Source organism: Alteromonas sp. Mac1 (genome assembly GCF_001562125.1).
In the GTDB taxonomy this organism is placed as follows: Bacteria; Pseudomonadota; Gammaproteobacteria; order Enterobacterales; family Alteromonadaceae; genus Alteromonas; species Alteromonas stellipolaris.
Genome location: NZ_CP013932.1, coordinates 1,403,521 through 1,430,081, shown reverse-complemented (window position 1 = coordinate 1,430,081; position 26,561 = coordinate 1,403,521). Strand labels below are relative to the sequence as shown.

The 26,561-nt window shown below is 40.8% G+C and carries 27 protein-coding genes; 20 read left to right on the top strand and 7 right to left on the bottom strand.

Annotated elements, in window-relative coordinates; all coding sequences use genetic code 11:
• Window positions 1-12: 12 nt before the first annotated feature.
• From AV939_RS05960 to AV939_RS05945, 4 genes are read right to left on the bottom strand one after another with little or no spacing between them, the layout of a single operon-like run.
• Window positions 13-2,220 (bottom strand): TonB-dependent siderophore receptor, encoded by a 2,208-nt coding sequence (locus AV939_RS05960; protein ID WP_061997352.1) that lies wholly within the window; start codon window positions 2,218-2,220, stop codon window positions 13-15.
• Window positions 2,210-3,553: a DUF3526 domain-containing protein gene (locus AV939_RS05955; protein ID WP_061997351.1), complete on the bottom strand. Its 1,344-nt coding sequence runs from the start codon at window positions 3,551-3,553 to the stop codon at window positions 2,210-2,212. Before AV939_RS05955 ends, AV939_RS05960 begins: the two co-directional genes overlap by 11 nt.
• The gene (locus AV939_RS05950; protein WP_061997350.1) at window positions 3,550-4,992 is read right to left on the bottom strand and encodes an ABC transporter permease; all 1,443 of its coding nucleotides are present in this window, start codon (window positions 4,990-4,992) and stop codon (window positions 3,550-3,552) included. The genes AV939_RS05955 and AV939_RS05950 overlap by 4 nt, the downstream gene beginning before the upstream one ends.
• On the bottom strand, window positions 4,992-5,711 hold the full coding sequence (locus AV939_RS05945) for an ABC transporter ATP-binding protein (protein ID WP_061997349.1): 720 nt from the start codon (window positions 5,709-5,711) through the stop codon (window positions 4,992-4,994). The genes AV939_RS05950 and AV939_RS05945 overlap by 1 nt, the downstream gene beginning before the upstream one ends.
• A 218-nt stretch (window positions 5,712-5,929) precedes the next feature.
• Here AV939_RS05945 and AV939_RS05940 point away from each other — a divergent pair, with 218 nt between their 5' ends.
• The 9 genes from AV939_RS05940 to AV939_RS05895 all read left to right on the top strand — a co-directional run bounded on the left by AV939_RS05940 (window position 5,930) and on the right by AV939_RS05895 (window position 14,879).
• Window positions 5,930-7,102 carry a glutathione S-transferase gene (locus tag AV939_RS05940; RefSeq protein WP_061997348.1) on the top strand — a complete coding sequence of 391 codons (1,173 nt, stop codon included), beginning with the start codon at window positions 5,930-5,932 and terminating at the stop codon, window positions 7,100-7,102.
• A 237-nt stretch (window positions 7,103-7,339) separates the two neighbouring features.
• Complete coding sequence (locus tag AV939_RS05935) at window positions 7,340-7,945, top strand: hypothetical protein (protein WP_061997347.1); 606 nt, start codon at window positions 7,340-7,342, stop codon at window positions 7,943-7,945.
• Window positions 7,946-8,046: 101 nt separating this feature from the next.
• Window positions 8,047-8,532, top strand: coding sequence for a hypothetical protein (locus tag AV939_RS05930; protein ID WP_061997346.1), 486 nt, complete (start codon window positions 8,047-8,049; stop codon window positions 8,530-8,532).
• A gap of 347 nt (window positions 8,533-8,879) precedes the next feature.
• Entirely contained in the window at window positions 8,880-9,845 is a 966-nt protein-coding gene (locus tag AV939_RS05925; protein WP_061997345.1) for a retron St85 family effector protein, read from the top strand.
• Window positions 9,842-10,774, top strand: a complete 933-nt coding sequence (locus tag AV939_RS05920; RefSeq protein ID WP_061997344.1) for a retron St85 family RNA-directed DNA polymerase — start codon at window positions 9,842-9,844, stop codon at window positions 10,772-10,774. Before AV939_RS05925 ends, AV939_RS05920 begins: the two co-directional genes overlap by 4 nt.
• A gap of 311 nt (window positions 10,775-11,085) precedes the next feature.
• Entirely contained in the window at window positions 11,086-11,532 is a 447-nt protein-coding gene (locus AV939_RS05915; protein ID WP_061997343.1) for a hypothetical protein, read from the top strand.
• Window positions 11,533-11,992: 460 nt separating this feature from the next.
• The gene (locus AV939_RS05905; protein ID WP_061997341.1) at window positions 11,993-12,481 is read left to right on the top strand and encodes a hypothetical protein; all 489 of its coding nucleotides are present in this window, start codon (window positions 11,993-11,995) and stop codon (window positions 12,479-12,481) included.
• 306 nt (window positions 12,482-12,787) lie between these two features.
• Window positions 12,788-14,077: a TIR domain-containing protein gene (locus AV939_RS05900; protein ID WP_061997340.1), complete on the top strand. Its 1,290-nt coding sequence runs from the start codon at window positions 12,788-12,790 to the stop codon at window positions 14,075-14,077.
• A gap of 199 nt (window positions 14,078-14,276) precedes the next feature.
• The gene (locus AV939_RS05895; protein WP_061997339.1) at window positions 14,277-14,879 is read left to right on the top strand and encodes a class I SAM-dependent methyltransferase; all 603 of its coding nucleotides are present in this window, start codon (window positions 14,277-14,279) and stop codon (window positions 14,877-14,879) included.
• 4 nt (window positions 14,880-14,883) lie between these two features.
• Here AV939_RS05895 and AV939_RS19985 read toward each other — a convergent pair whose 3' ends face one another.
• Entirely contained in the window at window positions 14,884-15,096 is a 213-nt protein-coding gene (locus AV939_RS19985) for a hypothetical protein (RefSeq protein WP_197427713.1), read from the bottom strand.
• 326 nt (window positions 15,097-15,422) lie between these two features.
• On the opposite strand from AV939_RS19985, the gene AV939_RS05890 reads away from it, so the two are divergent.
• The 5 genes from AV939_RS05890 to AV939_RS05870 all read left to right on the top strand — a co-directional run bounded on the left by AV939_RS05890 (window position 15,423) and on the right by AV939_RS05870 (window position 18,356).
• Window positions 15,423-15,893, top strand: a complete 471-nt coding sequence (locus AV939_RS05890; protein ID WP_231751171.1) for a GNAT family N-acetyltransferase — start codon at window positions 15,423-15,425, stop codon at window positions 15,891-15,893.
• 32 nt (window positions 15,894-15,925) lie between these two features.
• On the top strand, window positions 15,926-16,207 hold the full coding sequence (locus tag AV939_RS05885; RefSeq protein WP_061997338.1) for a hypothetical protein: 282 nt from the start codon (window positions 15,926-15,928) through the stop codon (window positions 16,205-16,207).
• Window positions 16,208-16,238: 31 nt separating this feature from the next.
• Window positions 16,239-16,523, top strand: coding sequence for a hypothetical protein (locus AV939_RS05880; RefSeq protein WP_157076065.1), 285 nt, complete (start codon window positions 16,239-16,241; stop codon window positions 16,521-16,523).
• 115 nt (window positions 16,524-16,638) lie between these two features.
• Window positions 16,639-17,064, top strand: coding sequence for a hypothetical protein (locus tag AV939_RS05875; RefSeq protein ID WP_231751170.1), 426 nt, complete (start codon window positions 16,639-16,641; stop codon window positions 17,062-17,064).
• Between the two features lie 434 nt (window positions 17,065-17,498).
• Window positions 17,499-18,356, top strand: coding sequence for a hypothetical protein (locus AV939_RS05870; RefSeq protein ID WP_061997336.1), 858 nt, complete (start codon window positions 17,499-17,501; stop codon window positions 18,354-18,356).
• 233 nt (window positions 18,357-18,589) lie between these two features.
• Here AV939_RS05870 and AV939_RS05865 read toward each other — a convergent pair whose 3' ends face one another.
• On the bottom strand, window positions 18,590-19,567 hold the full coding sequence (locus AV939_RS05865; protein WP_061997335.1) for a transposase: 978 nt from the start codon (window positions 19,565-19,567) through the stop codon (window positions 18,590-18,592).
• Between the two features lie 160 nt (window positions 19,568-19,727).
• On the opposite strand from AV939_RS05865, the gene AV939_RS05860 reads away from it, so the two are divergent.
• From AV939_RS05860 to AV939_RS05845, 4 genes are all read left to right on the top strand, one after another.
• Complete coding sequence (locus AV939_RS05860) at window positions 19,728-20,282, top strand: GNAT family N-acetyltransferase (RefSeq protein WP_057791987.1); 555 nt, start codon at window positions 19,728-19,730, stop codon at window positions 20,280-20,282.
• A gap of 80 nt (window positions 20,283-20,362) precedes the next feature.
• Window positions 20,363-21,052, top strand: a complete 690-nt coding sequence (locus AV939_RS05855) for a hypothetical protein (protein ID WP_082746034.1) — start codon at window positions 20,363-20,365, stop codon at window positions 21,050-21,052.
• A gap of 99 nt (window positions 21,053-21,151) precedes the next feature.
• Window positions 21,152-21,523, top strand: coding sequence for a MerR family transcriptional regulator (locus AV939_RS05850; RefSeq protein ID WP_061997334.1), 372 nt, complete (start codon window positions 21,152-21,154; stop codon window positions 21,521-21,523).
• A gap of 72 nt (window positions 21,524-21,595) precedes the next feature.
• Complete coding sequence (locus tag AV939_RS05845; RefSeq protein WP_082746032.1) at window positions 21,596-22,588, top strand: NAD-dependent epimerase/dehydratase family protein; 993 nt, start codon at window positions 21,596-21,598, stop codon at window positions 22,586-22,588.
• A 272-nt stretch (window positions 22,589-22,860) separates the two neighbouring features.
• Here the strand turns inward: AV939_RS05845 and AV939_RS05840 are convergent, their stop codons facing one another.
• A complete protein-coding gene (locus tag AV939_RS05840; RefSeq protein ID WP_061997333.1) occupies window positions 22,861-24,837 on the bottom strand; it encodes a hypothetical protein in 1,977 nt (658 codons plus the stop codon).
• A gap of 281 nt (window positions 24,838-25,118) precedes the next feature.
• On the opposite strand from AV939_RS05840, the gene AV939_RS05835 reads away from it, so the two are divergent.
• Both AV939_RS05835 and AV939_RS05830 read left to right on the top strand, forming a co-directional pair.
• Complete coding sequence (locus tag AV939_RS05835; protein WP_061997332.1) at window positions 25,119-25,823, top strand: spondin domain-containing protein; 705 nt, start codon at window positions 25,119-25,121, stop codon at window positions 25,821-25,823.
• 10 nt (window positions 25,824-25,833) lie between these two features.
• Window positions 25,834-26,556 (top strand): spondin domain-containing protein, encoded by a 723-nt coding sequence (locus AV939_RS05830; RefSeq protein ID WP_057791971.1) that lies wholly within the window; start codon window positions 25,834-25,836, stop codon window positions 26,554-26,556.
• Window positions 26,557-26,561 lie beyond the last annotated feature (5 nt).

Here is a 26,561-nt window from a genome sequence, read left to right as displayed (position 1 = left end):
CTACTACAAAGCCTAGAAACGGTAAGACGCTGAAACTCTAAAGCGGCGTGGTGCACCAGGCTCAACCCATACGTTAGCAAAAGAGTTGGTGTAATGCTCTTTGTCGAAAAGGTTGTCTACTTCTGCACGTACCACTAAGTTTTCAACCGGTTCAATTTGCGCGAACGCACGTACGGTAGTGTAGCTAGGCAAATAGAAGTCTGTTGCTGTTTGCCCTAGACGCTCATCTACGTACAACAAGCCTGTACCTAGGCGTACCGGCATATCTGAAACCGTAAGGCTTTTGCCTACTTGAACGCTAAGCTGATTTTCAGGAACGTTAATAAGCGGATCGCCTGCTTCAATAGCGGCCACAAAGTTAGCATCTGCCGCATCGTTAGTACTTTCTGCATCGATATAAGCGTAAGACACCCATAAGGCAATGCCATTGCTAAACTCAGCGTTAATATCAAGTTCTACACCACGACTACGTGCTTCGCCGCCAGGGGTTAAAAAGAAACCGTCAGATGCTTCATCACTGCTATCGAACACTAAAATATTGCTTTGCTCAACGTTGAAGATAGATAAGGTGATATCGCCGCGTACATCGTCAAAGAATGACGTTAAATCGGTTTTAACACCTACTTCAGTAGATTCAGATTGGTTTGGTTCAAACGGGTTACCCGCATAATCAGAACCCGTTAGCTGACGGAAGCCTTCACCGTAAGTTGCGTAAAAGCTGATGCTGTCGTCAAGCAAATACACTGCACCTAACTGAGGTGAAAATTGAGTATCATCTTGCGATGTTACAGAAACCGGATCGCTTAAGCGGTTCTGGATTTCTTGTTCGAATTTGTCAATTCGGCCACCAAAGCGCACTTGAAATTTATCGGTAATGTTTACTTGGTCTTGAATGTACATACCCCAAGCTTCTTGCGTTTCTAGGCGATCAAGATTATCAGACAACTCAACATCAGCCAAAGGCGAGTAATCTGGGTTAAGAATATCTACAACAAGATATTGGCTTAAATCCAAATCGTTAATGTCGGTGTCGTCCGAGAAAAAGGGTGGGCGGTAGCGCAAGATAACTTGATCGTTTTCAAACTTATCGTAATCACCACCAATAATAACGCGATGACTAACTGAGCCTGTATCAAACTCACCAGCAATTTCGCCGCGCACTACCATATAATCGGTTTCAAAATCGCGATAGCGCTTAAAGCGAGACAGTAACGTTTGATCTGGGTCGATAAACAACGTTTGGCGGCCGCCAAAGTTAGTTTCAAGCGCATTACCTTCAAAGGTAGTGTCTCGCAGGCCTGCACCTACCAAAAGGTTCCAGTCGTCGTTAAGCTCATGAGAAATCTCAAGTTGGTGCCCAACCACGTCGGTAGTAATTCTATCGCCATTAGGGTCGCCCACAAAAGTTTCAATAGGCTGAATGCCTAACTTACCGTCTACCGCAATTACACCACGGTCGAAGGGGATTTCTTGCTTGGTATATTCAAGTTCGTAGGTAATACGGGTATCTGCTGAAAATTCCCACGTAACAGAAGGATAAAAGCCGACCTTTTCAGTTTCTACGGTATCTCTAAAGCTTTCAGCATCCTCGTAAAAGCCCACAACGCGTACACCAATGCTGTCATTAGCGCCCGTTACGGTTTGTACGTCAGCTTCCACGCGTACTTGTTCCCAACTTCCATAAGTGGCTTTTACTTCGCCACCGGTGAAAAATTGTGGGCGCTTAGTCACTAAGTTTACTGCGCCGCCAGGTTCGCCACGGCCAAACAAAGCCGCTTTAGGGCCTTTTAATACTTCCACATGGTCGATACCAGCTAAATCACGAGGGCCACCAAAGCCACGGCCAGCATTAAAACCATTTACCAAGAAACCACTAGGTAAGTTTTCATCACCAGAAAAACCACGAATGGCAAAACTATTCCACAGCCCACCAAAGTTATTCTGCCTTGCTACTGACGCAGACAGATCTAGCGCGTCATTTAAGTTTATGGCACCTGCATCACTAATTAAGCCAAGATCAATATCTTGTGCAGCGGCTGGCACTTCTTTGTATTCAAACGCCCCTTGATAAGCGCGATGCATGCCATGCACCGTAATTTTTTCTACTTTCTCTTCTTCGCTCTGTGCTTTTGCTTGAGCATCATTTTGAGCAAGCACTGGCGCATTAAAAAATGCAGCAATACTGATGGCGAGTGTAGATTTCACCCAGTTATTTTTCATTGGTGTTTTCCTGTGTGTTCATTGGTGTAGTAAATTGTGAAGATGTAGTAAATTGTGAAGTTGTAGTGAATTGCGGTAAGCGCTTAAGGCTTGATTTTGAAAACTCAGGCGCAGCAAAAAGTTGTTGGTAGTAAAATTCGCGCAACGAAGCATGAAAAGCCCGCACCTTATTTTCATAATCAATCATTGATTGCACGTTGGTGCTTGCGGTGTTCGATAACAAACGTTGGGTTAGCAACGAAGGGGATAGCAAAGACACATAGCCCGCCAGCTGATTTTTTCGAATAGTAGCTTGCTGATACGCGCTAGAAAGTTCACTTGCACTTTCATCGCCAACTTGTTGAAACGCGAAGTACCATTTCCAGTTAAACGAGCCATCACGCTTAGGATCGTAAGCCGTGTAATCAGCCCACTGTGGGTGAGTTTCAATAAACTTCTCCCACGTGGCCTCAAGAGGCTTATCCCATGCACCATTTACCGCTTCACGCTGTGTAAGCACAATGTCGCCACCTTCAGGGGTTTCAACCGCAGCATTAATAACGGTATGACCGGTAACCGGCACGATTACGGTGGTAATAAGCCATACGCCTAACATCAACGAAGCAAGGTGAGTGGCACTGTATTTAGCAAAACGCTGCGCTGCGCCAATGGCTAATACAATGGCAGACCACACGCTTATAGTACCCAGTACAATAACGCAGGCTAACAAGATAGAACTTAGCGATGCGCCATTTACAATCGCAAAGGCCACAAAAGGAAGCAGAGTAGCTAAAGCTAACGGAACCAGCGTAACGAGGGTACGAGATGTCCATACCGCATGGCTATTACGCGCTGTAACGTTAAGTAAGTCGAAGCGTCTTGCTTCACGTTCTTTAGCTTTTAAATCGTACAGCAACAAAATAATAAATAGCGGTAGCAGTACGCTTACCACAAAGGCAAAATCGAAACGCCCTAAAAACGCTAATTCAGGATTGTCGGTATCGCTTTCATAAATTTGGCCTTCAAGGGCCAACATGCGTACACGATGTTTCCACGGAAACACATCACGTTCGCCAACAACCGCAAAAGCTAGGGGAGAAGGCGGCGCATAGGTTAGGTGAAATGCGTAATAGGCCACCATGCCGTAACTAGACTGATGGTTAAGTACTGCTTCACGCTCTTGAGTGTCTTTTTCCAATAGGCGTTCAATGGTGGCTTGTTGTGCCTGCATTTCCGCATGACCCGACCACAAGGCCGCTGTACTTAATAGAAACACTACTAACAAAGTCAGTTTGAATTGGCGATGGGCAAACACAAACCCTGCTTCGCGTTTAATATCGTTAAACCGCATCATGGGTTTAGCCTCCTTACTGCAAGCTTAAGAAGTAGTACAGCAACACCCACCCAAAGAAGAAGTTGTAAACAATACATGGCGGCACTGCTTAAGCGGGCCATGGGGGCTTCGGGTTCAAAACTAAATTCCGATAATACTGCCCAGTTGCTGGCTTCAACTACCGCTTTGTCTGCGGCTTCTTCGCTTGAATTGCGGTTCATATCAAGTTTGTAATCAAGCTTTTCTACATGCACTTTATTCAAGCCTTGTACAAACTGCATACGTAGAATTTCGGCTTCACGTAAAAAGCGGTGATGGGTTTCAATACTGGTGCCTGCAAGCAAAGTTGAAAATGATCGCAGTGCAACGGTAGGCGAAAGCCAACCAAACTGCCTAGCAATGCGCGCTTGCGCTAGTTCTTCTTGCATGCGGGTTTCAGCAAATTCGTTAATTACAACAGCCTGGCGCTGTTCAGAATATTGCGCCACTATGCCTCTGAAGTTCACGGGTAGGTCGTCTACAGAATCGACGTTGTACTTATCTAGCAGGTCTTGTTTAAGCTTAACAAAAGCAGGATCGTTAACATCGTGACCATCGCCTAAGCTTCGAAGCTTTTCTTCTACTTTAAAGTCGGCTTCTAACTTACCGATAGAAGGCTCGACACTGGTAGCCACACTGCTGCCCATTCTAGGTAGCAATATGCAAGCGCTCATCCAAATAACAATAAGCACGGTAAAGCTAGCGCTGCTTTTTTCAAACAACGTAGAGCAGGCGGTAACCACCACGGCCCATAACAAGAAATAAAGTGCGTAACCTAAGCAGAAAAGCGTTACCACTAACGCGCTTTCATTAGAAAAAGCGACATATAAGCAGGCCAATAGCAATGGCAGTAAGAAAATACTGCTAGCTAGCATTAATGCCACTAGCTTTCCTAACACCAATTGCCAGCGGCTAGCGCCTTGGGTAAGTAATAAGGTTAGCGTGCCTGCTTCACGTTCTCGTGACACGCTGCCGTAGCCAATCAGAATAATAAACAGCGGTGCCAACACTAATGCTAAAAAGCTTGGCGTTAAGCTACTAAAGCGAGTAAGCCCTGCAGACTGGCGCTGCTGGGCAAACATGGCACTGTTTTGCCTGTGGCCTTCTAAGAAAATAGCGTTACCTGTGTAGGTATCTACGCCTGGTTCTATTACGCTAAGCGGGGTAGGTGTACGAAATACATAATGCCCGTAATGCACCATGCGGTGCGGGTGTTTATCAGGTTGCGATAAGAAGCGTTGCTCAGCTTCACCTTGAAGGTGTTCTCTGGCGTGCGCTGCTTCTTCAATATGAAAGGTATTAATAACAAGCGCAGCTAGCGTAAGTACACTGCCCAAAATTAACACCGTAGTGGCAACCTTAGTTCGCAGCCAATAACGCCACTGCTCAGCACAAATTGTTTTTATGGTTTGATCAATCATTACTTGCGCCCTGCAAAAGCAGCGTGAACGGCTTCTGTGTCGATAGGTGTATCGCCCGAGCGTTCGAACGAACCCGTAAGCTTGCCGTTGCTTAATAGCACAATGCGGTGGGCAACCTGACAAGCGCCATACACATCGTGGGTTACCATAAATATGGTGGCACCGTTGTTTGCTAACTCAGACACTAACGTATTAAATTCATCAATAGCGGCAGGATCGAGACCAGAAGTAGGTTCATCTAAAAATAGCACTGGGGCATTACGTAGAATGGCTAATGCAATAGCGGTTTTTTGCCTCATTCCTTTTGAATAGTTCGACAAGGTGTTGTGCCACGCATTTTCCTGCAACGCCACTTTCTTAAGCGCTTCATGAATAGCATCGTCAGTTTTTTCGACACCGGCTACCGATAAAAAGTAGCGAATATTCTCATACCCTGAAAGATGACCATAAAGTGTTACCGATTCAGGCAAATAAGCCACCGACTTTTGCACTTCGTTGGTGTTTTCTGCTACCGACATGCCCATAACAGAAGCTGTTCCAGTACTAGGTTTCATTAACCCTAAAAAGGTTTTAAGGGTTGTGGATTTACCCGCACCGTTTCCACCAAGAAGGGCAAACACTTCACCTTTGCCTACTTCAAAATTAAGGTTATCAAGAATAGTACGTTGGCTTATACGTACCGACAATTCACTAGCGCTGATTACAGATTTTGATGTCATTGATTTGGGGAATAAAGTCGAAATTTGGCGATATGTTATATTGTAACAATTGCGATGTGAAATATTTTTTGCTTTTTTCGGTGTAGTTGGCTAACAGGTAGGCAATCAAATAGCAGTTGTTATGGTGCTATATCATTTAACAAAATAGGCATTCAATAGACGTGAACATTACTTGCGTATTAATCTGGTTTGTATTCAGCGTTTAAGAGTGTGTTGCAGTGTATATTTTGTATGGTTCTGAAGTGTCTTTGTATACAGGTAAAATTCGCGCTTACCTTAAGTATAAGCAACTGCCTTTTACCGAGGTATTATCTACCTTATCGGTATACAAAAAAATTATTCGCCCGAAAACCGGTGTTACCTTTATTCCGGTGGTTAAAACCCCGTCAGGTGAATACCTACAAGATACCGCCCGCATTATTGATTACTTTGAAGCGCAGACAACGTCAGCTGCAAACGGAAATAATTTATCGGTTGTACCTACCACACCCGCGCAGCAACTTGTAAGCGAACTGTTCGCTTTATGGGGCGATGAATGGCTGGTTATCCCTGCCATGCACTACCGCTGGAATAAAGATAACTTTCCATTCATATATGAAGAATTCGGGCAAGTAGTTACCCCTAAAGCCCCAAAATTTATTAAAGCGTATTTTGGGAAAAAGCTAGCCAAAAAATTCCAAGGGTTTGTGCCTTTGTTAGGTATTACAGAGAAAAGCATTCCCTATATTGAAGATTGGTATGAAAACACCGTTCTGCATTACTTAAATGAACATTTCGCCACCCATAAGTACTTGTTAGGCGATAAACCGTGTACGGGAGACTTTGGTTTACTAGGCCCATTATATGCCCACTTATACCGCGACCCTGCACCCAAGCAGTTAATGGATAAGTTAGCCCCCAATGTAGCCGCGTGGGTTAAGCGCATGAATAACCCAGGTACTGCACAGCAAGCAAGTACCTCTGCTAGTAACGATATCAACAACCCTAATTTTATAGAAAACGACGAAATACCCGCTACCTTATTGCCATTATTAAAAGACATGTTCACTCAGCAATGGCCGGTGTTGAAAAGCACCTCAGAAGCGTTAACTGGTTGGCGAGAAAAGAATGCGAGTAATGAAAATACTCCGCACTTTATCCCAAGAACAATAGGGCAGCACAGTTTTAAAATAGGGCGGGGCGAAACAGGTAATGTAGAAGAGCAACGTTTTATATCGAGCTTCCATCAATACAAATTACAACGAGTGTTGGATGTGTTTAATAGTATTGAAGAGCCAAGCCTGGAATTAACGAGCTTGTTAGAAGAAGTAGGGGGCTTGGAGTATATGCAGTTGAAGTTGAAAGACAGGGTGGCTATTGAGCGGAATAGATTGGTGTTTGAGTTGGGTTGAGGGATGTTGGTGGGGTGTGTTTTTATACAGTGTTTTGGCATTTTGGAGCGATGAAAAATAAAACGGAATTATTCCGGAATGCGGCGGCGCTTTTTAAAGGTTGGATTGTAATTTATTGATAATAGGCTTTTTTCGTGCGAAAGTTTGTGAATTAGGATTGTGATGTACGGAAAGATTCCATCTTGTATAAAGGAATTTTTCCGTATAATAAGCTGTTACGTGCCTTAAGGAGTCATCGTGTCGTCTGATGATTGGTATAGAAATAAAGATTGGAACGAATCAATCGAAGAGAGTTTCTATTCAAAGTTAAAGCGAGCTAGATCACAAAGGGATCAGTATTTGGTGATTCAAGCTCTAACCTTGACTGACAAGCACCCGAAGGTATCACTCAGATTAGTGGATGAGTACTTCGAATCAAGAAAAGAGAAATATGATGACGTCCGTGCTTTGTTAGCAAAGTCTAATGCTTTTATCGCGCTAGGTGATTTAGAAGGGTGTTTGGCTACTTACAAAAAAGTACTGCAGAGAGAGCGAGAATTCCCTAACCACCAAACAGGGGTGTATCTTGATTATCCGTATTTGGTGGCAATGCAAAGAATAGAGCATGAGTTTGTCGGCGCACTCGATGTTCTAGATGAACATATTGATAGGCTCACGTTTCCACTTGATTATTTCAAGTGGCATGCTTCTAAAGCATTAATCAATAATGATGGTGATGAAGCGAAAAAAGCACTGGATTCGGCCAAAGTAAAAAGATCCTGGTTTCGTTTTCATCAAGACGTTGGATTGGTGGGTAAAGAGCATGAAAAAGCAATCAAGCAGTTGTGCAAAATCAGCACGTAACAAAACAATCAACCGGACTCCGCAAAGCGTGGTTCGCTTTGCTCACAATACCACGCTTAGCTCCGCTCGGTTATTGTGGCGTTAAATGCCAAGGAGATTAAGTGCAATTTTTAGGTATTGATATCATTGACTGGATGAAGGTGATTGCAGTATTGATAGCTGCAACGGGTCTCTTAATGACTGCTAATCAACAGAGGAAAGCAAACTCTCAGAAGAGAGTAGAAGTAGTATCCGATGTACTATGGAAAATACAAGATGATAAAGAAATAAGAGATATATATTATCGACTTGAATACCATGAATTCTCTTATGACGAAAACTTTCATGGGTCCGACGATGAAAAATATTTGGATAAACTTATTTCTCTCCTAGATATCATTGCGAAACAATACTTCTCTGGGCATTTGAGCAAGAAAGACGTTGCCCTAATTAGTTATGAATATCTGATAATCTACCAAAATAATGACGTGCAAGAATATTTTGCATTTCTAGATTCTTGGTTCGAAAACCGAGGTGTCAAACATCCACCGTTTGAGAGGTTCAGAAAGCTTGGGGAAATCATTGAAGACAACCATTTCGAGTATTAGGCATTTGACACTGGGTTATGTAAGCCCATATGAATACGAAGCGATATACGCTTAACATGGATGTCCACTTTTAGTGGGTAAGACCACTCCCTAAAAAGTTTAGGTGTTGCTTTTAACTGTTTGACTAATTATTATAGTAATACTCTTTAGCGTTTAGGCTGTTGAAATTTTATGCCTTGTCGGGCGATTCGCCAGACACTAATTTATTGAGCACATCTGGGCTGCGTTAGATATTTATCTACCGATCCTTCGTGCCTCAGAAGCGGTAGATAAATATCTAACGCTTCCTCTGAGTAAAGAGTTAAATAATGGGGCTATAAGCCCCATTATTTTTATAAGGAAGTAAATTGAGCTCTAAGTTTGAAAATACTTTAATAGAAGCTTTTGAGGAGCTGAATACTCAAAAATTTAAAGTGAATTTGGAGACTCACCACTTATTTGTCTGTGGTGGCGAAGTAGATGCTAAAGCAGGCAATCCAATGAGTTTTCGCGACCATTTAATTACTTATTCCGCTTCAAAATTTTCTGATATACATGAATCTATAGTTCAAGCAGAAACTTTCAAAGATTACTTCAAAGAAAATGCTTATCCAGACCTCCTTGTCTTTGAGGAAGAAATAGCAAATTTAGCATCTCTGGTTATTATATTTTTAGAAAGTCCAGGCTCTTTAGTTGAACTTGGTATGTTTTGCACAAAACCTGACTTCTTTGATAAATTAATAATAATTGCCCCTCAAGAAGAAGTGGAAGAAGAAGATTCATTTATTTATCTTGGGCCTCTTGAAAATATTAAGAAAAAAGAACCTACAGCGGTAGCAGTTTATCCTTGGCCAATTAAGGGAGAAAAATACGAAAATTCTCACCTTGAAGATTTATGTAAAAGCATTGAGGAAAAACTCTTATCTTTACCTAAAAATGTTGAATTTAGAAAAGAAAATTCAGGTCATTTGGCTTTGTTAATCGCTGAAATAATTAGAATTGGCTACCCTATAATTTTGAGTGAGATAGAATTTGTGTTGATGGCTTTGGAACTCGACATAAAACAATCTGAAATCACCCGTCATATATACCTTTTAAATAAACTAAAGATAATCGATTCGATCTTTTATAGTCGCTATAGATATTATTATTCGAAGCAGCCTCAAGCCCGAATTTTAAACTTTGGGAAGCTTTCAACTGGGAAAGGTTTTGATGAACAAAATGTGAGAATGAAGATCCAACAATCGTTTGTAATTAGTGATGATGATCAATCTCGAAAGAGGCAGAATGCAATGAAGCAAATATTAGCTAAAGCGAAAGAGGGTGTAAAATGATCATTGAACACTTGTCTGAAACTCTATTTTTAGCTGAGCACGATATTGTTAGGTTCTCTCTTTCTTCACCTCACCGCTATAAAGTTTATGAGATCCCAAAACGAAACTCTAGTAAAACTAGGACAATTGCGCATCCTTCAAAAGAGCTAAAATTTATTCAGAGAACATTGGTAGAATTTCTTTCCAAAAAACTTCCAGTCCATGAAACTGCTTTTGCCTATAAAAAAGGGATAGGAATTAAAGAAAATGCGAAGAAACATTCTAAATCAAAATATCTATTAAAGATGGATTTTAAAGATTTCTTTCCAAGTATAACACCTGATTTATTTTTTAGCGTAGCTAAAGCTCACGGAATCGAATTTAATGAAAATGATCGAACGGTACTTACAGGTTTATTATTTTGGAGGCCTATAAAAGGTGATGGTTTAGTTTTAAGCATTGGGGCTCCGACTTCACCGTTGATTTCTAATTTTGTAATGTTTTCATTTGATAAAAAAGTAAGCGCAGAGTGCTTAAATAAAAAAATTACTTATACAAGGTATGCTGACGATATAACATTTTCTACTCGGGTTAAAAATGCTTTGTTCGAAATACCTCTTTTTATAGCTTCTGTACTAAATGAAACAATGGAAGGTATAGAACTTAAACATGAGAAAACTATATTCACGTCTAGAGCTCACAATAGGCATGTTACAGGCGTTACTTTGACTAACAATGGAGGACTGTCGGTCGGTCGAGAGAAGAAAAGGTTAATCTCTTCAATGATCCATAAATCAAAATACAGTAAATTAAGCATTGAAGCTGCGGCTAACTTATTAGGTTTAATATCCTATGCTACACATATCGAGCCTGAATTTATGGATAGAATGATAAAAAAATATGGAACAGAGGTGATACAAGCAATTAAAGTTCGAGCATCCGGCAGTTAACAAGCGCTTTAACCAAGGACGCAAAATAACAGGCTTTTTAGCCTGCTATTTAGTTACGTTACCGGTTATACAATCTACGTAAATGAAGAAGGGACTAAATAAGACAGGCATATCTGTGTAGGTAAAGCTGCTTTTACGAAGGCTATATTAGTCGCTAATAACGTATCAACTCGCTCGCATGCTTGACCGGACACAAAGATTACACGGCGTTTAGTTTTGTAGTGCGCAATTTCAATCTAAGCGCCACTAAGTTCTCATGCAGCTTATGCTCGCGTTTAACTTCAAAATAAAAATCAGAAAAGGAATAGATTATGAATGCACCAGAAGGAATGATTCCCGTAGAAGAGTTTGCCCAAAAGAAAGGTATAACCGCCGACAAAACAATAAAAATGATTAGGGATGGATTCTATACAGGAAGAGTGATTAACGATTGTTGGTTTATAGATGAAAGTGAGGATGCCTCTAAGCCTAATACTTCGTCTTCTATAGCTACCGACAATAATGCTGATTCACCCCCGCTCACCATTCTTTTTTATGTTTTGGCCGGGCTATCTCTTTTAGGTGGCATTATTCTATGTAGCCAGCTTTGGCCTGACAATCTTGGTTATAGAGACAAGTGGGAAACAATTGCCTATTTACCATCTATCACATGGTTAACCATTGGTATCGTCGAATTTGCTTTGTTCACTGCTATTGGACAAGGTCTGCATTATCTTAGACAAATAGCATTAAATAGTGCGTTAAAAAATAAAGTTTAAGAGGCTGGAGGTGGAAAGGACTAAACAAGACAGGCATCTTTGGAATGTTAAAGCTGGTTTTACGAAGGCTATATTCGTCGCTAATTGTCTAGGTAAACGTTTCTTTTTATTTGGTGGTTATAAAAAAGCTGTAGTGCGCGGGACTAAACAAGACAGGCATCTTTGGGAAGTTAAAGCTGATTTTACAAAGGCTATATTCGTCGCCAATTGTCTAGGTAAACGCTTCTTTTTAGTCTGACTGTGATTGACTCGTTTACCAGTTTGAATAGCCATACAGATTAAAGAAAGTGTAATAAGGGACAGTTTTGTGTTTTTGTATTATGCCTGTCTTGTTGAGTTAAAAATTAAGTTCACCCGCTGCGCGGGCTGGGACGCATACATGCGGGGCGGCTTCGCCATTATGACCCACATGCCTGCGCCCCTTATTTAAAAGTTAGCTACTTACAGGGAATATTAAATCATGGAAGCAAATAATATACGTGGCGAGGAGCGTCGAAAAATATCTCCAGATGATCACCACAAGTACCTAGAACGAAAGAGTGGATTTCGTATAGATTTTAGACAAAGGATTGACCTTTTCACGAAAACAGTATTGCTGTTTACCGGTGGTGCGTTGACTATTTCAATGAGCCTTTTTTTAAAACAAGATTCTCCCCAAGTAACTACTTCAATATTACAGGATTTGAAGATCTCATGGGGACTGCTGCTATTCACAATTGTTGCATTTTCAGTCTGCTATTACACATTGCTCATTCAAGGTTTTTATATCAATAAAAATTGGGATGGCAGACTCCCTCTAAGTGATGATCAAATAACTGGGAATACGACTTTGTCAGCGCTCAGGGGACTTATTGTTATCCTTGGTACAATAGGCTTTTTTTCTTTTTTATGGGGTTTAGTACTATTAGGAACTGTTTCTATTGAGGTAGTTGAATTAGCTGGTAGCTAACAAGGGAACTAAATTAGGGACTAAACAGATTAAACAAGACAGGCATATCTGGTTACGGCCACAATTGAATAGTTATCGCAGCTAGTTGCCTTCTTATTAATCAAATTCTTGAAACTCTTTACGCGTATCCAATCCGGTAAAAATCATGCTATGTTTGTTTATGCTAGCCTCCTAATTAATTTAGTATTGAACAAACTAATTGGGGTTTTGGTCGGCACTCGGTCGCTGAAAAGTTAACCCATGAAAATGCGGGGTCTATTACTTTTACAGGAACCATTGTGTCTCAACTCACTAAAGGAGTAGGTTGTGAAAGTTTTTATTAGTCATTCAAGTAAAAACAAGCCGGAAGTCAGGGAACTCGCTAGTTCGCTTAGAGCTAAAGGAATTTCGGTTTGGTTAGACGAAGATCAAATAAAAGTTGGAGAGTCAATTTCCAAGAAGATCCAGGAAGGGTTAAAGGAATCGGAATACCTATGTATATGGGTCACGATAGACTCTATCGATTCTGGTTGGGTAGAGAAAGAGTGGCTACCTAAGATAAAGCAGGAGGTTGATGAAAAAAGAACTGTCGTGTTACCTTTGCTGGCAGAAGAAGTGGATATGCCAGAGTTTCTTGCGGATAAAAAATACGCGGATTTTAGAAATAGCTTTCAACATGGCTTAAACGATCTGTTAGAGGTATTTAACATTATCCCCTCACAGGAACAAGGCAGAAAAGTCAAAAATTACACAAAAGAATTGTTGGTAGATCTTGAAAATTCAGTAATTCCTCTGCCGCACCTTACAACTATTAATATCGCAAAATCATTAAAGAAAATACCAAGGTCTGGGAAGAAGATCAGGTTAGATACATTTACTCCTGAGTTAGAGATGAGATCTATTTATGATCATATTCTTTCTGTTGCACACTCTGCGGACCATCTTCTTCCAGAAATTGGTGTGAATCTTACGGATAACGAAGCATTAGATATATCTCGTTGCATTGTGCTTCACGATGTATGCGAAATTTTTCTTGGCGATATTCCCCAATTCACCGCGTTAAATGACGCAAAGAGATCTAGAGCTTCAATTCTAGCTGCGGAGAAGTTAGGGAGATTTGATCAGTGGCAAAGAGACAAGACTACGAATCAATTTATAAAGCTATTTCTAGAAGACAAAATGATTTCCTCGCTCGATAGGTATGAGGAAATTGTAGAAGAAAACGGACAACTTTTTAAAACCTTTGCATTGTTGGATAAAATTGATCCAATTATTGGAGTTTGGCGCTATCTACATTCATACCGGGGAAAGCTCGGTGACGGCACTAATTTTTTGTCTAGGTTAAGGGATTTTTTTATCTACGAGAGGCCGGTAAAAATAGCTCAAGAATTCTCAGGTGATGAAAGCCTATTGAGCTTTATAAATACTTTGAGAAATCGTAGCGAAGCTCTTCATTACTATAGGACTGGTGAACTTACCTCCCAACAAATGTTTGGAATAAATCCCAAAGTTTTAAAAGTAATCGTCGAGGGGCATGAAATGAGATATGTACCTAGGATTAAGAAGAAAAAGAATAACAGGTCAATTCAGCCGACCGCTAACGCATCGGCCGATTGAGGCCTAGAAATTTTATTAGGTGAGACTAAACAGACGAGACTAATCAAGACAGGCATCTTTGGGAAGTTAAAGCTGGTTTTACGAAGGCTATATTCGTCGTCAATTGTCTAGGTAAACCCTTCTTTTTAGTTGATGGTTAGATAAAAGCAGAAGCGAATTATGCATGTCTTTTTTAGTTTTTTAAGAGTTAGGTGAAAACATGGTGGCAGGAACTGAAGGCTACGAAAAATTTGTTTCCCGCTTCATTGAGGTCAGCCAAGACTTAGATTTCTTTGAAGTTTGCAAAGATTTTATCGCGTTTCTACCATCTAAACCTGCTCGTATATTAGATGCAGGTTCCGGCGCTGGCCAAAATGCAGCAGCATTAGCTCAAGAGGGTTTTACTGTTACAGCTGTAGAGCCCATGCCAGAATTCTTGAGTGCTGCAAGAAAGAGATATAAAAGCGCATCAATCACCTGGCTTAAAGGTAGCTTTCCTGATATGGCATGCTTAAATGCGGGCACAGATCAATTCGATTTTGTTCTCATTGATGGGGTATGGCACCATATTGATAGCACTGAAAGGGAAATGGCGGTAATTCGTCTCTCCGTACTAATTAAAAAAGGAGGGAGATGTGCCATATCACTCAGAAATGGGCCTGCTGGTTTAGGGGCAAGGGTCTATCCGACAGACACGAAATTCACTATTCAACAATTCGAAAAGCATGGTTTCGTGTGCATTTTCGAAGTGCAAAATAAATCCAGCATCTTGCCAAATAAAGAGAATGTAAAGTGGGCGCGTATTGTTTTGCAAAAGTGCTAGCACATCACCTAACAAGCAAAGGCAGCATCGCCCTGCGGGCTTGACGAACTAACGCGCGCCGCTGTTTTAGGCGTTGGTATTTCTTCGACCAGTCGGCTGTGCCTTCATTAATAACGTGAAGTGTTGCGCCAGGATATTGAGATTCAAACTGACGGAGCAGCTTTTTCACATTGACCTTAGACGAGGGAATACGTCCGTGACTAAATAAGACAGGCATATCTGTGTAACTAAAGCTGCTTTTACGAAGGCTAAATTCGTGACTAAATAAGACAGACATTTTTGTGTAAAAAGGTATACATTTTGTGCCTGTCTTACTCTCTAGGCTGTTCATTTATACAGTCAGTCAAGTTTTTGGATTGATTAAAAATATAAAGGAATTATTCCAGAATGTGGGGGACTTTTTAAGGGTTAGATTGTAGTAGATTGATAACAGAGTGTTTTCATGCGAAAGTTTGTGAATTAGGAACATGATGTACGGAAAAACTCCATCTTGTATAAAGGATTTTTCCATATAATAAGCTGTTAAGTGTTTGGGAAACATTGATGATCATAAGGAAGATGGAAGAGAAGGACCTTGAAGCTGTAAGTGCAATTTGCATGGACTCTTTTTCGCAGTCTGTTGCAGGCACATTGTCTGATGAGGGGATTACAACCTTTTCGAATATCGCTGCGCGCGATGCATTCCTCGTTCGGATGAAAGGCGATAACTTGATGCTGGTTGCTCAGAACAACGAAAATGTCGAAGGTGTTATCGAGTTAAAGGAGGGTCGCCATGTCGCGATGCTTTTTATTCGTCCGGAATCCCAGAAAAGTGGCATTGGAAGAAAGCTGCTTATATCCGCCTTGAATCATGCGAGGGTTGGAACTGTTACCGTTAGCGCGTTGCTATCTTCAGTGACCGCTTATGAAAATTATGGGTTTGAGTGCAGTGGCGAAGTGGACGAATCGGCAGGCTTGGTTTATCAGCCTATGGAGCTCAAACTTAACATGGCAATGCACGCGACAAGCGCGTGATTGCGGCGTTATGCGTAAAGGAGAGTTGGTAAATGGAGTTAAATTCAATAGAAGATGTCAAAGCTCTTAATGAGTATAAAAAGATAGAACAAATTCAAAAACTCGAAAAAAAGTTTCATCGACTTGGTTACTTGCCATACATGACTTTGGGTGCTTTAACAGTTTATTTTATTTTTACTGTTTGGTTAGACGATGGAAGTTGGTCAAATATGCACTTCATATTTATCGCAACGTCGATGGCGAGTATCGGCTATGCAAATGTTGAACGTGCCGATTTGTTAAAACAAATAATAGAATTAAAGTACGGTACGTAAATTACGTATAACAAAAAATTATGGTGGGAATTTGATGAAGTGTCCACATTGTAGTGAAAAAGTAGGTCTGTTTTCGAAAGCGTTAAATAAATTTGGTAAAACTAAAGTTTGTCCTCATTGTGAAAAGCAGATAAAGATTTCACCAAGCTTCAAACTAGTTGCTAGTTTAATCATCCCTGTGTTTATAGTTCATCTTTTTTTATTAAAACCTTTAGTTCTCGCACTTGGCTTTAGTGGTAAAGGTATCGTAGGCATATGGGGCGCATTATTGGTTTTGTTAAGCATGCAATTAAAGTCAGCAGAGCCGGAGCAGTAGTTACCTAACAAGGCAATCAACGGACTTTAAACAATTGGCTGTTTTCACTTCGTTCAACTTTTTAAAGCCGCTTATTTAAGCGTTAGAAGCCAAAGAGATAATGGAGTAATATCAAGTGCCTATTTTCGATATTTCAGGGGATAAGTTATCCGCCGTCGAGCAAAAAAACTTTGCTCTTGAGAAGGATTTGCAGTCCCTGATAGAGAAAAATCTTGAAACAGTTTTTAATTGCCGGTTCATTGCAAGTGAGTTTTCGACTGGCGCTCAGCATGCAGGTAGAATAGATAGTCTTGCGTTATCAGAAGAAGATAATCCGGTAATAATCGAATATAAGAAAGTCGAATCCTCCGAGCTTATTAATCAAAGCCTTTTCTACTTGCACTGGATTCAAGATCACAAAGGTGATTTTGAAATCGCAGTACAAAAGAAGCTGGGAAATGGTGTAAAGGTAGATAATCTAAACAAGTCAGGCATCTTTGTGTACAAAGGTATACAGTCTGTGCCTGTCTTATTTAGTTTCAAACTGCGTGCGAAGCATTAGCGATTAAGATTAAAGAAAGTGTACTAAGGGACAATTTTGGTAGTTTCGACTTATGCCTATCTTGTTAAGTTTCAAAAATCACGATTCTGGGTGCCACTTTTAGTCGGGCTCTCTCTGGGTGACATTCCCAGTTTTATGTATATGCTGTCATGGAAAGGATAGCTGGCCCTATTGGCGCATGCGGTAGGCCACAGTTGTTAGAAATGGGCAATATTACTCTTGTTAGCTTTTCAATTTTGGCAGTATATGAGGTTTTACGTTGGTTTAAGCGTCGGCGCAAAATTGGGTTATAACAAACACATTAAGTCGGAACTCTCGGGCCATGTCTCGTTCCTCAACATATTTTAGTCCGCTTATGTGGGTAAAGCCAGTGTGTCGATTGTCTACTTGTTCACGATTTTGAGAATTTAAGTAAAAAGGGCTCGTACAAAGAAATGAAGTCAAATTTTGAAGAGAAAACATACGAGAGTTACTTTAATAACGAACTAGATAGAAAGTCTGAAATCTACTTCCCTCCAGGGCAAGTTTTAGAAGGGAGCCTTGGTTTTGATTCTTCTTCGTTTTCCAAAAATCGAAGATTATGGCAACTACTTGGTTATCCTTTTTGGCTCCAGCCTAAATTCGACGGTGTTGATTTGAGAAAAATCGCAGATGAAATGGAATATATCTTAAGTACCGAATTAAAAAATATACCTTATATGAAAGCCAATATTCTAGTTCAATATAAACGTCCAGAATTTATAACTGCAAATTCAGGCAAGGAATGGAAATACTGGAAAAAGCCATACTTTAGATATGACATATACAAAGAGCAGCAGATCATTTTAAACCAGATACATGAAAAATTTAATTCTAAGGTTTTGGTTGTCTATGCTTCACCTTGTACCAAAGATATAAATGAACTTGTTCGTAAAAGAAAAGACATAATTAAGCACTCAAATTTTTCTAGAGCAGTCGATTTGAATGGGCACCATAGAAATACATATGTTAAATCTGGAACTTATTCAATTGCATGCAGTGAACCCTCTAGAATTGAAAGTTTAGATATAACTAGTGTAATAGAAGAATTGGGAAGCAGTAGTTCTAAGGAGCAAACACTTAATGAGGTCTTTATATCTGATTTTGGTTCAAGCATAGAGTCTGTTATTAGTCAGTATAAATATTTATCTGAGTCGTTTGGTGATTTGAATGAGAATGCGCAGAAAGTCAAAGATTATAAGTTGTTTTATAACCTATTAGTGATGAAAAATTTCCGTGAGATAACGGGAACGCAATGGATTGTGAAGTTATAATGTCGTATGTAAGTAAACACAAAGGACTAAACAAGACAGGCATATTTGGAAAGGTAAACTGCTTTTACGAAGGCGATATTCGTCGCTAATTGTGTAGGTAAACGTTTCTTTTTAGTTTATGGTTAGAATAAAGCAGAAGTGCGCGTATGAGTAACAGGCGCTTAAGTGTATTTATTCCTTCAACAGCATAAAGTGGCATTCAGTTTTGCGAGGCTCGCAATTTAGATTCAACGCTATCCCAGTAATCGCATTGCACTTTGTCGCCCCTGAACTCGTTGCTGATGTTGATTGTGTGCGTATTGCTCAAGGTGAATCACTTTGCCAGCAGCCTGCTTAAAGTAATTTTCAAACTGCGTGGTTAAGATTAGCCATTGTTCGTGTTCAATATTGAGACGTTCTAAAATAGTAGGCAGGCTATGTTCAACTTTGCCGCGCTTGTTTGGATGAATATACCGGCTGGTTATATCTACAAGCTGTAAGTAGTCTGGAAGAGTAAAAGGTAAATCGTGTGGCATCTCTTGCTTTAGATTGCCCGCAAAAGGCATAAGTCGTTTGGGTGTTTTGCCTACCCTGGCTGCGTTAATACGGTATTTAATGCTGGTATGGTTAGATGTTTCGGGCGTCTTTGCTATTTTCGCCCGTACCGGGTTTAAATCAACATAAGCCATGCAGGCGGCAAGGGCCGACTCATCTAATAGCGCTTGTGATTTAAACCGCCCTTCCCAAAAATGCCCAGTGCAGTCATCCTCTTTATTGGCTGCCCTGGCAATATATTCATTCAGTGCTCGCATAAACCAGCTGATATCAAATAGCCGTTTTCGCCATACCTCAGCCGTTAACTCCACCGTTTTAATTTGGGTTTCATTTAAGTCTTTGCGTAAAGCTGGCGATATGTAGCGCTGCGAGATTAAGGTGCCTTTGTACAGCCTGTGCCAACGTTGAATCACGTCTGCTGTACTCAGTGCGTCCGCCTTCTCTTTAGCAATATGCAACACCAAATGCGTATGATTACTCATCACCGCATAAGCACATACATCAATGGTAAACACCTCACTCAAAACATGAATACGGTCTTCCACCCATTGGCGACGATGTTCAAAGCTTCTACCGTTTTCCTCGCCACACAAGAATGCACGACGAACACAGCGGGAAACACAGTGATAATACGGCGTATCCAATAAACTAATTTGCGACTTTCGGGCTTTAGGCATTGCGGCTGTCTGACTCTGATTGACTCGTTTACCAGTTTGAATAGCCATACAGATTAAAGAAAGTGTACTAAGGGACAGTTTTGTGTTCTTGTATTATGCCTGTCTTGTTAAGTTAGCCAACTATTATCAGCCGCTTACTGCGGTGTTATGAGTACTCCCTATGAGCATCACGTTCTTACCTATAAGTAGTAGTAACGCTAATTATATTAAGGTAATAGATCTTTATAAAGAAGCATTCCCCGAAGCGAGGAAAGTGCCTAAATGGTTTCTCAAGTATCAGTTGAGGAATGGAAAGTTAGGTTTTAGTGCTTTGCATACAGAAGATATGTGGATTGGTCTTATTCACATAACAGAATATGAAGATATTGTATTTATCCAATCAATTGCAATATTAGAATCTTGCCGTTCAAAAGGCTTTGGTAGTCAAGTACTGGAATCCTTAAAAAATGAACATTTAGGTAAAAGGATAGTTTTAAACATTGAGGTCATAGATAAACAGGCAAGTAATTATCAACAAAGAGTTAAACGTAAAGAATTTTATGAGAGCAATGGTTTTTTACCTTCAGGTTTTACAGTTAAAGAGCCAGGCGAAAATCTTGAGATGTTAATATATGGTTCAGGTATTTCTAAAAAAGAAATAGAGTATATGTACAAAAACCTTTTCGGAAGGGTCCTAGGTTTATTTATCAAGCCAGAGATCACTAAAATTTTATAAGTTTTAACTTTTCCGTACACATAAAAAATTAATTCAGTAAGGCAAAATACAGTTGGCTTTTGCCCGCTTGTAGAAGCGTTATGTTGCAAATGGAGTCTCCTGCATTGGATGCTATATCAACTAAAAATTTAAACTCAATGCCAGAGGTATTAGCGTTAAAAAAGCTACTTCAATCGCTGGCAATGCTAGATGCAATAATGTCCCCTGAATGGGATGAACGTTTTTATTCGTTCAACTCAAATTGGGGCGATAATGAACAAATGGGTTCGATGAGAAATGGCTGCGGTGATGATTTCTTTGTACTGTTCACTCAAGATGGCTGCTTTGTTAAAGGTTTTGATCATGAATCTGCAATGTCATCTTGGAGTACTGATGGTCAAGTTCCATGGCCAGATTTATTAAAAGGGTTGCCATCTGAATTTATTGCTGCGTCTAAAGAACCCGCTTTCTCTATGGACAATATTTCGTTCTGTATTTGGAAACTTCACACGGCAGACTTTTGGGGTAAGGGTGACTTCGAATTTGCAGTTGACGAAGATCCCGATGGTTCAGAGTATCTTTTAGAAATTTTTGACTGTAACCCTGAAACATATAGGGTATTTGCACTAGAGTACTATGAGGTAGATTTAGATGTTGCAACTATTGCAAAGTTTTATAATCACTTACCTTTAACCGATGAATTGGTTAAAGAAGTAAACTCTGAAGTAACATTAAAACAGCTAGATAAAGACATTTCAGAAATTGGTTATCCTTGTGTCGATGCAACATAACTTGTCGCCTAAGTTCTCTGCCGCACTAACACGTGGCCTTATTTATTTCGCTTCAATATGCCAATTTCGTCAGCGTTACACCCATTAGGATTGAAAAACATGTATATAGGAGAGGTTTCAAAACTTACTGGCGCATCAAAAAAAGCAATTCATCACTACGAAGCGCTAGGGTTGTTGACGAAGGTGTCTAGATTAGGAAAGTACCGCATTTACGATAAGCGTCACGTCGTAATAATCTCGATGATAAAAAAAGCGCAATCTCTGGGTTTTAAACTTTCGGAACTACTGCCAATGATTGAGGCAAAGGCCAAAGAAAATCACTTTCCGGTTGAGTTGGCGATAGATGCCGTAGAGCAAAAGCAGAAGCAAATTAGAATCGAGATTGAAAAAGCCAAACAACTAGATGTTGAGCTAGGGTCATTAAAACAAGAACTGATTGATCAATTTCCGCTTAACAACCCAAACAATTAAAAGCCCTTGACTGTTCCCCTAAGGGGAGAGTTTATAGTCTTGTCACTTAATAACTTTATAGGTGAATACAAGATGTCTAATGTATGTTTGGTAACAGGGGCGAACGGTCATTTAGGAGGAAATGTAGTTAGAGCGCTTATAGCGCAAGGCGAAACGGTAAGGGCAGGGATGCGTGATGTCCAAAATGCGGATGATTTTTTCCACTTGAACTGCCAAGTCGTCTATACCGAAATGCAAGATATAGACGCAATGAGAAAAGCCCTGCAAGGTGTCGATATTTTATATCATGTTGCCGCGGTATTTAAACATTGGGCTAAAGATCCTATTACTGAAATCGTCGAGCCGAATGTAAAAGGGACTGAAATTGTCCTTAAAGCGGCGGCCGAAGCCAATGTGAAAAAAGTGGTTTATGTTAGCTCGGTTGCGGCTGTTGGCCATGATGGGAACTATCTAGATGAAAATAGTTGGAACACGTTATCTAACAACGCCTATTACAACTCTAAAATAAAGTCAGAGAAAAAAGCGTGGGAGTTGGCAAAAAAGTATAATCTTTGGATGGTTTCCGTTCTACCTTCTGCAATGATTGGTCCTCATGCTAATCGACTCACAGACACTATGCAGTTTATTGAAACCATTAGAACCAATAAGCTTCTAATAGACCCTCATTTCTTCTTTAATTTTGTTGATGTTCGCGATGTGGCAAAAGGCGTAGTTGCTGCTACTACGAAAGGAAGTTCTGGTAACCGGTACATATTGGCTAATAACAACTCTTCGTCACTTACTGAAATATACAAAGCTGCCCAATCAGCGGGAATTAACTTAAAAGTTCCAGCACGCCTACCAAAGTGGGTAATATATTTTATTGCCTTGTGCGCAGAGCTGGCAGCTAAGGTGACAGATAAACCCGCAGAGCTTATTAGAAGCCAAGTGGCTTTATTCTATGGCATCAGGCAGGAGTATGAGATAACGAAAGCACACAATGAACTGGGATACGAGCCTCGCTCACCATCAGAAGCGCTGCGCGATGTATTTGAATATTTAAACGGGCGCGAAAGCAAATTATGACCTTCTCCATAATTCCTCCACAAATTGTTGTTACACTATAATTAATAAAACAAATTTAATGCAAAGCAGCGGAGTCACCGTGGAGCTTTCCTTATAAAACACTTGTTATCTTATCGTGATCTCATTTATTTAAACTGCCATAGTAATGGCTTGTTTCGGCACTATATTGCGAATCATAATTTAAGCTTTTTGCAAGCTAGGTATTTTTGATGGCAAAAAAAAGCCCCTAATGAAAGGGGCTTATATAGCTTAATTTAAAGCGAATCTCACACTTATTGATTCAACGGCACGCTACTATTGTGGCGAACTAGTCCTTTTAGAGTAGGCATCGTTTCTTCACAGTTTTGCTCAAAGTTTACGGCTAGAGTTTCTACATTGCCACTTTCATCGTAACTTAGTTCCAGTATTTCAAATCTTCCGCTTAATCTATTGCAGCCTCTGCTCGCGCCCGAGAAATCTAGGCCTGGGCCCGTAGGGGATTGAAATGGCCATCTGGTTGCACCTTCATATACGCCAACACCTAATACTTCATCAGTGGGAGCGGCAAGATCTAACGTCCACCAATCGTCGGTTTGATAGTCTACCGATAAGTAATGAGGTGCATCTTCAGGGCTGATGAAGGTGAATACACCCTCATTTTCAGTGAACAAGCGCTGTTCGCCGCCACCAACAAAATCACCCTCTGGGCTATCGAAGCTTAGGATTGTACCAAATGGATCAACGTACTCTAGAACCACTTTTTCATTTACGCTATATCCGTATTCCGAAGTAATAACAACTTCGATAGTAAGCTCACTGTCAGCAGTTTCTGGCACTGTAAATGTTGTGCTAGCCGCGTTTGGTGTTTCAAATACAACACCTGAATCACTTAACTCTTGCCACTGATAGGTAAGTTCACCGTTGGTATTATTACCTGTATCTCCTGCACTTAACGTAGGTGTATCGTTAAATCGATAGAGGTGAGTTTGCGAGGTTACCACCGGAATAATGTCGTCACGGGTTTGCACCGAAGGTACGTACATACTAAAGCTTTGTTGATTAGTACTTGTTACTAAAAAGCTCGATAAACCATAAAACGAATCGGCCATCAGACTCTCTTCAGGGGTAATGGTAACCAAAGCGCCGTTGATCTCAACGCTAGCCGTTACTTCATCGTAAGGCCAGCTTTCAGATTGGAAAGACATCTCACCGTAATCGGCTACAATCGACTCAACCGGTCTAGAAAATACTAATTGGTAGCTATCTTTAAGGCCAAAGTTAGATATTGTATTTTGATTAAGCATCGATACAGACGTGAAGTTGTCTGAACGAAATTCTGCAATATTTTGAGTAATTTGGCCGTTTATGCCGGTTATTGCACCTTCAATTGCATCATTCCAGTACATCGAGAAAAAATCGTCTTTATATTTAACATCGAACAAAGGAGAGTTTTCAACAAAGTTAGCTTCAACGGTTACACTTTCAGTGCCGCCAGTGGATATAGTCAATTCACCCTCGTTAGGGAACTCATCAAAATACCCAGAAAACGGGGTAACTTGACTCAGTGAGTATGTTCCGTCTAAGGCTTCATCTCTAATATCGCCATCTACACTCACGCTATATTGCGCTTCTGCAAAGTCTTCGCGCTTCACAATTTCCATATTACTAAGTGAAATGATTGTGTCACCATCAATGTCTACATCAATTCCAGTAGGTGTTGATAGGGTCATAACAGACTGAGTTTCTTCACGCTGATAGTTCACACGTAATGAACCTACCAGATTGACATTGTCATCTACGGTTAACGAACTGGCATCAATGGTAATGTCATAATCCGATTGCTCGTTGAACGCTGTAACATCATAACGAACGGAGCCATCAGTAGAGCCATTTAAACTATCAAGATAACATTCTCTGTAGGTAACTGTTACTTGGTCACCGGCTGAAATCACAGAGTTATCGTCGTTATCGGTGAGCGTTTGTTCGTATATACCACCATTAATACAACTTCCTTCTCTGTTGGCGTTAATGTGCGCGGTGGTAAACAACGAGTTATGAGCAAGAAAGCTAAGTTGTAACAAGCTATCTACTGAAGATAAGCTGATACCACTTGCTTCACCCGCATAGTCAGCAAGACTAACAGGGGGCGTAACCTGAACCGGAGGGGTAACAGGGTCTGAACCACCCCCTCCGCCACCACAGGCACTGATGAGCGAAACGGTTAACAAAGACAATAGGGGAGTTTTATAATTAATGGGGGCGTACTTCACGTAGACTTCCTTTTCTGATTTGCGGTTTTTTATCGTTTTGTAAATATTAGTAAAGATTCATTTTAGATATTGTAAACAGGATGGCAAGTTAAAAAATATCTCTAGACCATACACTTCATATTCTATTTTCATCAAAAGTCTGCAACATATAGGTACCACTTTTTACAAACCTGTTATGCCATCAGAACATTTTTGTCCCATTTTCTGGATACTTTCGTGACATCTTTCTTTCAGTATTGATAGGGCGTTAACACTCACTCATTCATTACCAAGGAAACATCATGAAGCGATTTAATAAAATTTCTGCAGCGGCATTGCTTGCGTTCGCAAGCCAACAAAGTTTCGCTGCTGATATAACAGTAGAAATACAAAACTTAACTCATGGGTTGTACTTCACACCTATTGCTGCTGTAGCGCACACTGCCGATGCTAGTTTGTTTGAAGTGGGTGAAGCTGCCAGCACTGAAATACAGATGATGGCCGAAGGCGGCAGCTTAGACGGTATTGCTACCATTGGTACCGCTATTGGTGCAGACGTAATTGCTAACCCAGCTGGCGGGCTTTTAGCGCCAACCATGTCTACCTCAGCCGATTTAATGACAGCTGACGACAACGTTGTGTTGTCTGTGGTTGCTATGATTTTGCCTTCTAATGATGGCTTCATTGGATTAGATAACTGGGAAATTCCAACCGAAGCTGGCACATATACGGTTTACGTAAATGCCTACGATGCGGGAACAGAAGCGAATGACGAACTTCGTGGAAGCGGTGAACCAGGTATGGCGGGTATGCCAGTACCACCACCACTAGATCCTATGTTAGGCACAGGTGGAACCGGTGTAGCGGGCGCAGATACTAACGCTACCGTACATATTCACCGCGGTAACATTGGTGACGACTCGTTAACGGAAGGTGCAAGTGATGTAGATAATGCCGTTCATCGTTGGTTGAACCCAGTAGCTAAAGTAACAGTAACCGTACGATAAGGAGGCTGTTATGCAATATTTAGCCAAACATTATAAAAAAGCATTGGTACTTACTTTACCCTTTTTGCTTGCGGCGTGTGGCGATGACGATACCCGTGAAGTAATAGTCGAAGTAGAAGTGCCAGCTGAAATTCCAGATCCCGTGCCGGTATCTTACGATGTAACCGTGACCAATTTAACCAATGGTCAGCCAGTATCACCGCCCGCGGTAGTACTGCATAGCGAAGGTACGTTGTGGGAAGTAGGTGCAGTCGCATCGGTCGAGTTAGAGCGTATTGCTGAACAAGGTGATTCTGCCGACTTTTTAATGCTAGGTGATGCAAGTGCTGGCGGTGTTGGCCCAATTACCCCAGGCGATTCACAAACCATTAGTGTATCGATTAACGATATCACAGACGCTAACCTTACTATTGCCGCTATGTTGGGCAATACCAACGATGCCTTTACCGGTATAAATAGTTGGAGCTTAGCGAACCTTGAAGTGGGTGCTACTTATACCACTACGCGTCCAGCTTATGACGCTGGTACAGAAGCAAACACTGAAAGTGCAACAACAGTACCAGGGCCTGCCGCGAACGGAGAGGGCTTTAGCCCAAGTCGTGACGACACAGGCTTTATCTCTATGCACCCTGGTGTGGTTAGCGCTGACGATGGGCTCTCAAGCTCTGCGCTAACGGTTGAACACAAGTTCGATAACCCTGTTATTCGTATTCAGATTACGCGAACAGAGTAATGAGC

Excerpts from the sequence above, each read along its gene's own strand:
- AV939_RS05945 (WP_061997349.1), bottom strand. The coding sequence starts at position 5,711 with ATGACATCAAAATCTGTAATCAGCGCTAGTGAATTGTCGGTACGTATA.
- AV939_RS05870 (WP_061997336.1), top strand. The coding sequence starts at position 17,499 with ATGAAGTCAAATTTTGAAGAGAAAACATACGAGAGTTACTTTAATAAC.
- AV939_RS19985 (WP_197427713.1), bottom strand. The coding sequence starts at position 15,096 with ATGCCTGTCTTATTTAGTCACGGACGTATTCCCTCGTCTAAGGTCAAT.
- AV939_RS05835 (WP_061997332.1), top strand. The coding sequence starts at position 25,119 with ATGAAGCGATTTAATAAAATTTCTGCAGCGGCATTGCTTGCGTTCGCA.
- AV939_RS05860 (WP_057791987.1), top strand. The coding sequence starts at position 19,728 with ATGAGCATCACGTTCTTACCTATAAGTAGTAGTAACGCTAATTATATT.
- AV939_RS05915 (WP_061997343.1), top strand. The coding sequence starts at position 11,086 with ATGAATGCACCAGAAGGAATGATTCCCGTAGAAGAGTTTGCCCAAAAG.
- AV939_RS05830 (WP_057791971.1), top strand. The coding sequence starts at position 25,834 with ATGCAATATTTAGCCAAACATTATAAAAAAGCATTGGTACTTACTTTA.
- AV939_RS05955 (WP_061997351.1), bottom strand. The coding sequence starts at position 3,553 with ATGATGCGGTTTAACGATATTAAACGCGAAGCAGGGTTTGTGTTTGCC.
- AV939_RS05960 (WP_061997352.1), bottom strand. The coding sequence starts at position 2,220 with ATGAAAAATAACTGGGTGAAATCTACACTCGCCATCAGTATTGCTGCA.
- AV939_RS05850 (WP_061997334.1), top strand. The coding sequence starts at position 21,152 with ATGTATATAGGAGAGGTTTCAAAACTTACTGGCGCATCAAAAAAAGCA.
- AV939_RS05855 (WP_082746034.1), top strand. The coding sequence starts at position 20,363 with ATGTTGCAAATGGAGTCTCCTGCATTGGATGCTATATCAACTAAAAAT.
- AV939_RS05865 (WP_061997335.1), bottom strand. The coding sequence starts at position 19,567 with ATGCCTAAAGCCCGAAAGTCGCAAATTAGTTTATTGGATACGCCGTAT.
- AV939_RS05890 (WP_231751171.1), top strand. The coding sequence starts at position 15,423 with ATGATCATAAGGAAGATGGAAGAGAAGGACCTTGAAGCTGTAAGTGCA.
- AV939_RS05885 (WP_061997338.1), top strand. The coding sequence starts at position 15,926 with ATGGAGTTAAATTCAATAGAAGATGTCAAAGCTCTTAATGAGTATAAA.
- AV939_RS05905 (WP_061997341.1), top strand. The coding sequence starts at position 11,993 with ATGGAAGCAAATAATATACGTGGCGAGGAGCGTCGAAAAATATCTCCA.
- AV939_RS05895 (WP_061997339.1), top strand. The coding sequence starts at position 14,277 with ATGGTGGCAGGAACTGAAGGCTACGAAAAATTTGTTTCCCGCTTCATT.
- AV939_RS05920 (WP_061997344.1), top strand. The coding sequence starts at position 9,842 with ATGATCATTGAACACTTGTCTGAAACTCTATTTTTAGCTGAGCACGAT.
- AV939_RS05845 (WP_082746032.1), top strand. The coding sequence starts at position 21,596 with ATGTCTAATGTATGTTTGGTAACAGGGGCGAACGGTCATTTAGGAGGA.
- AV939_RS05950 (WP_061997350.1), bottom strand. The coding sequence starts at position 4,992 with ATGATTGATCAAACCATAAAAACAATTTGTGCTGAGCAGTGGCGTTAT.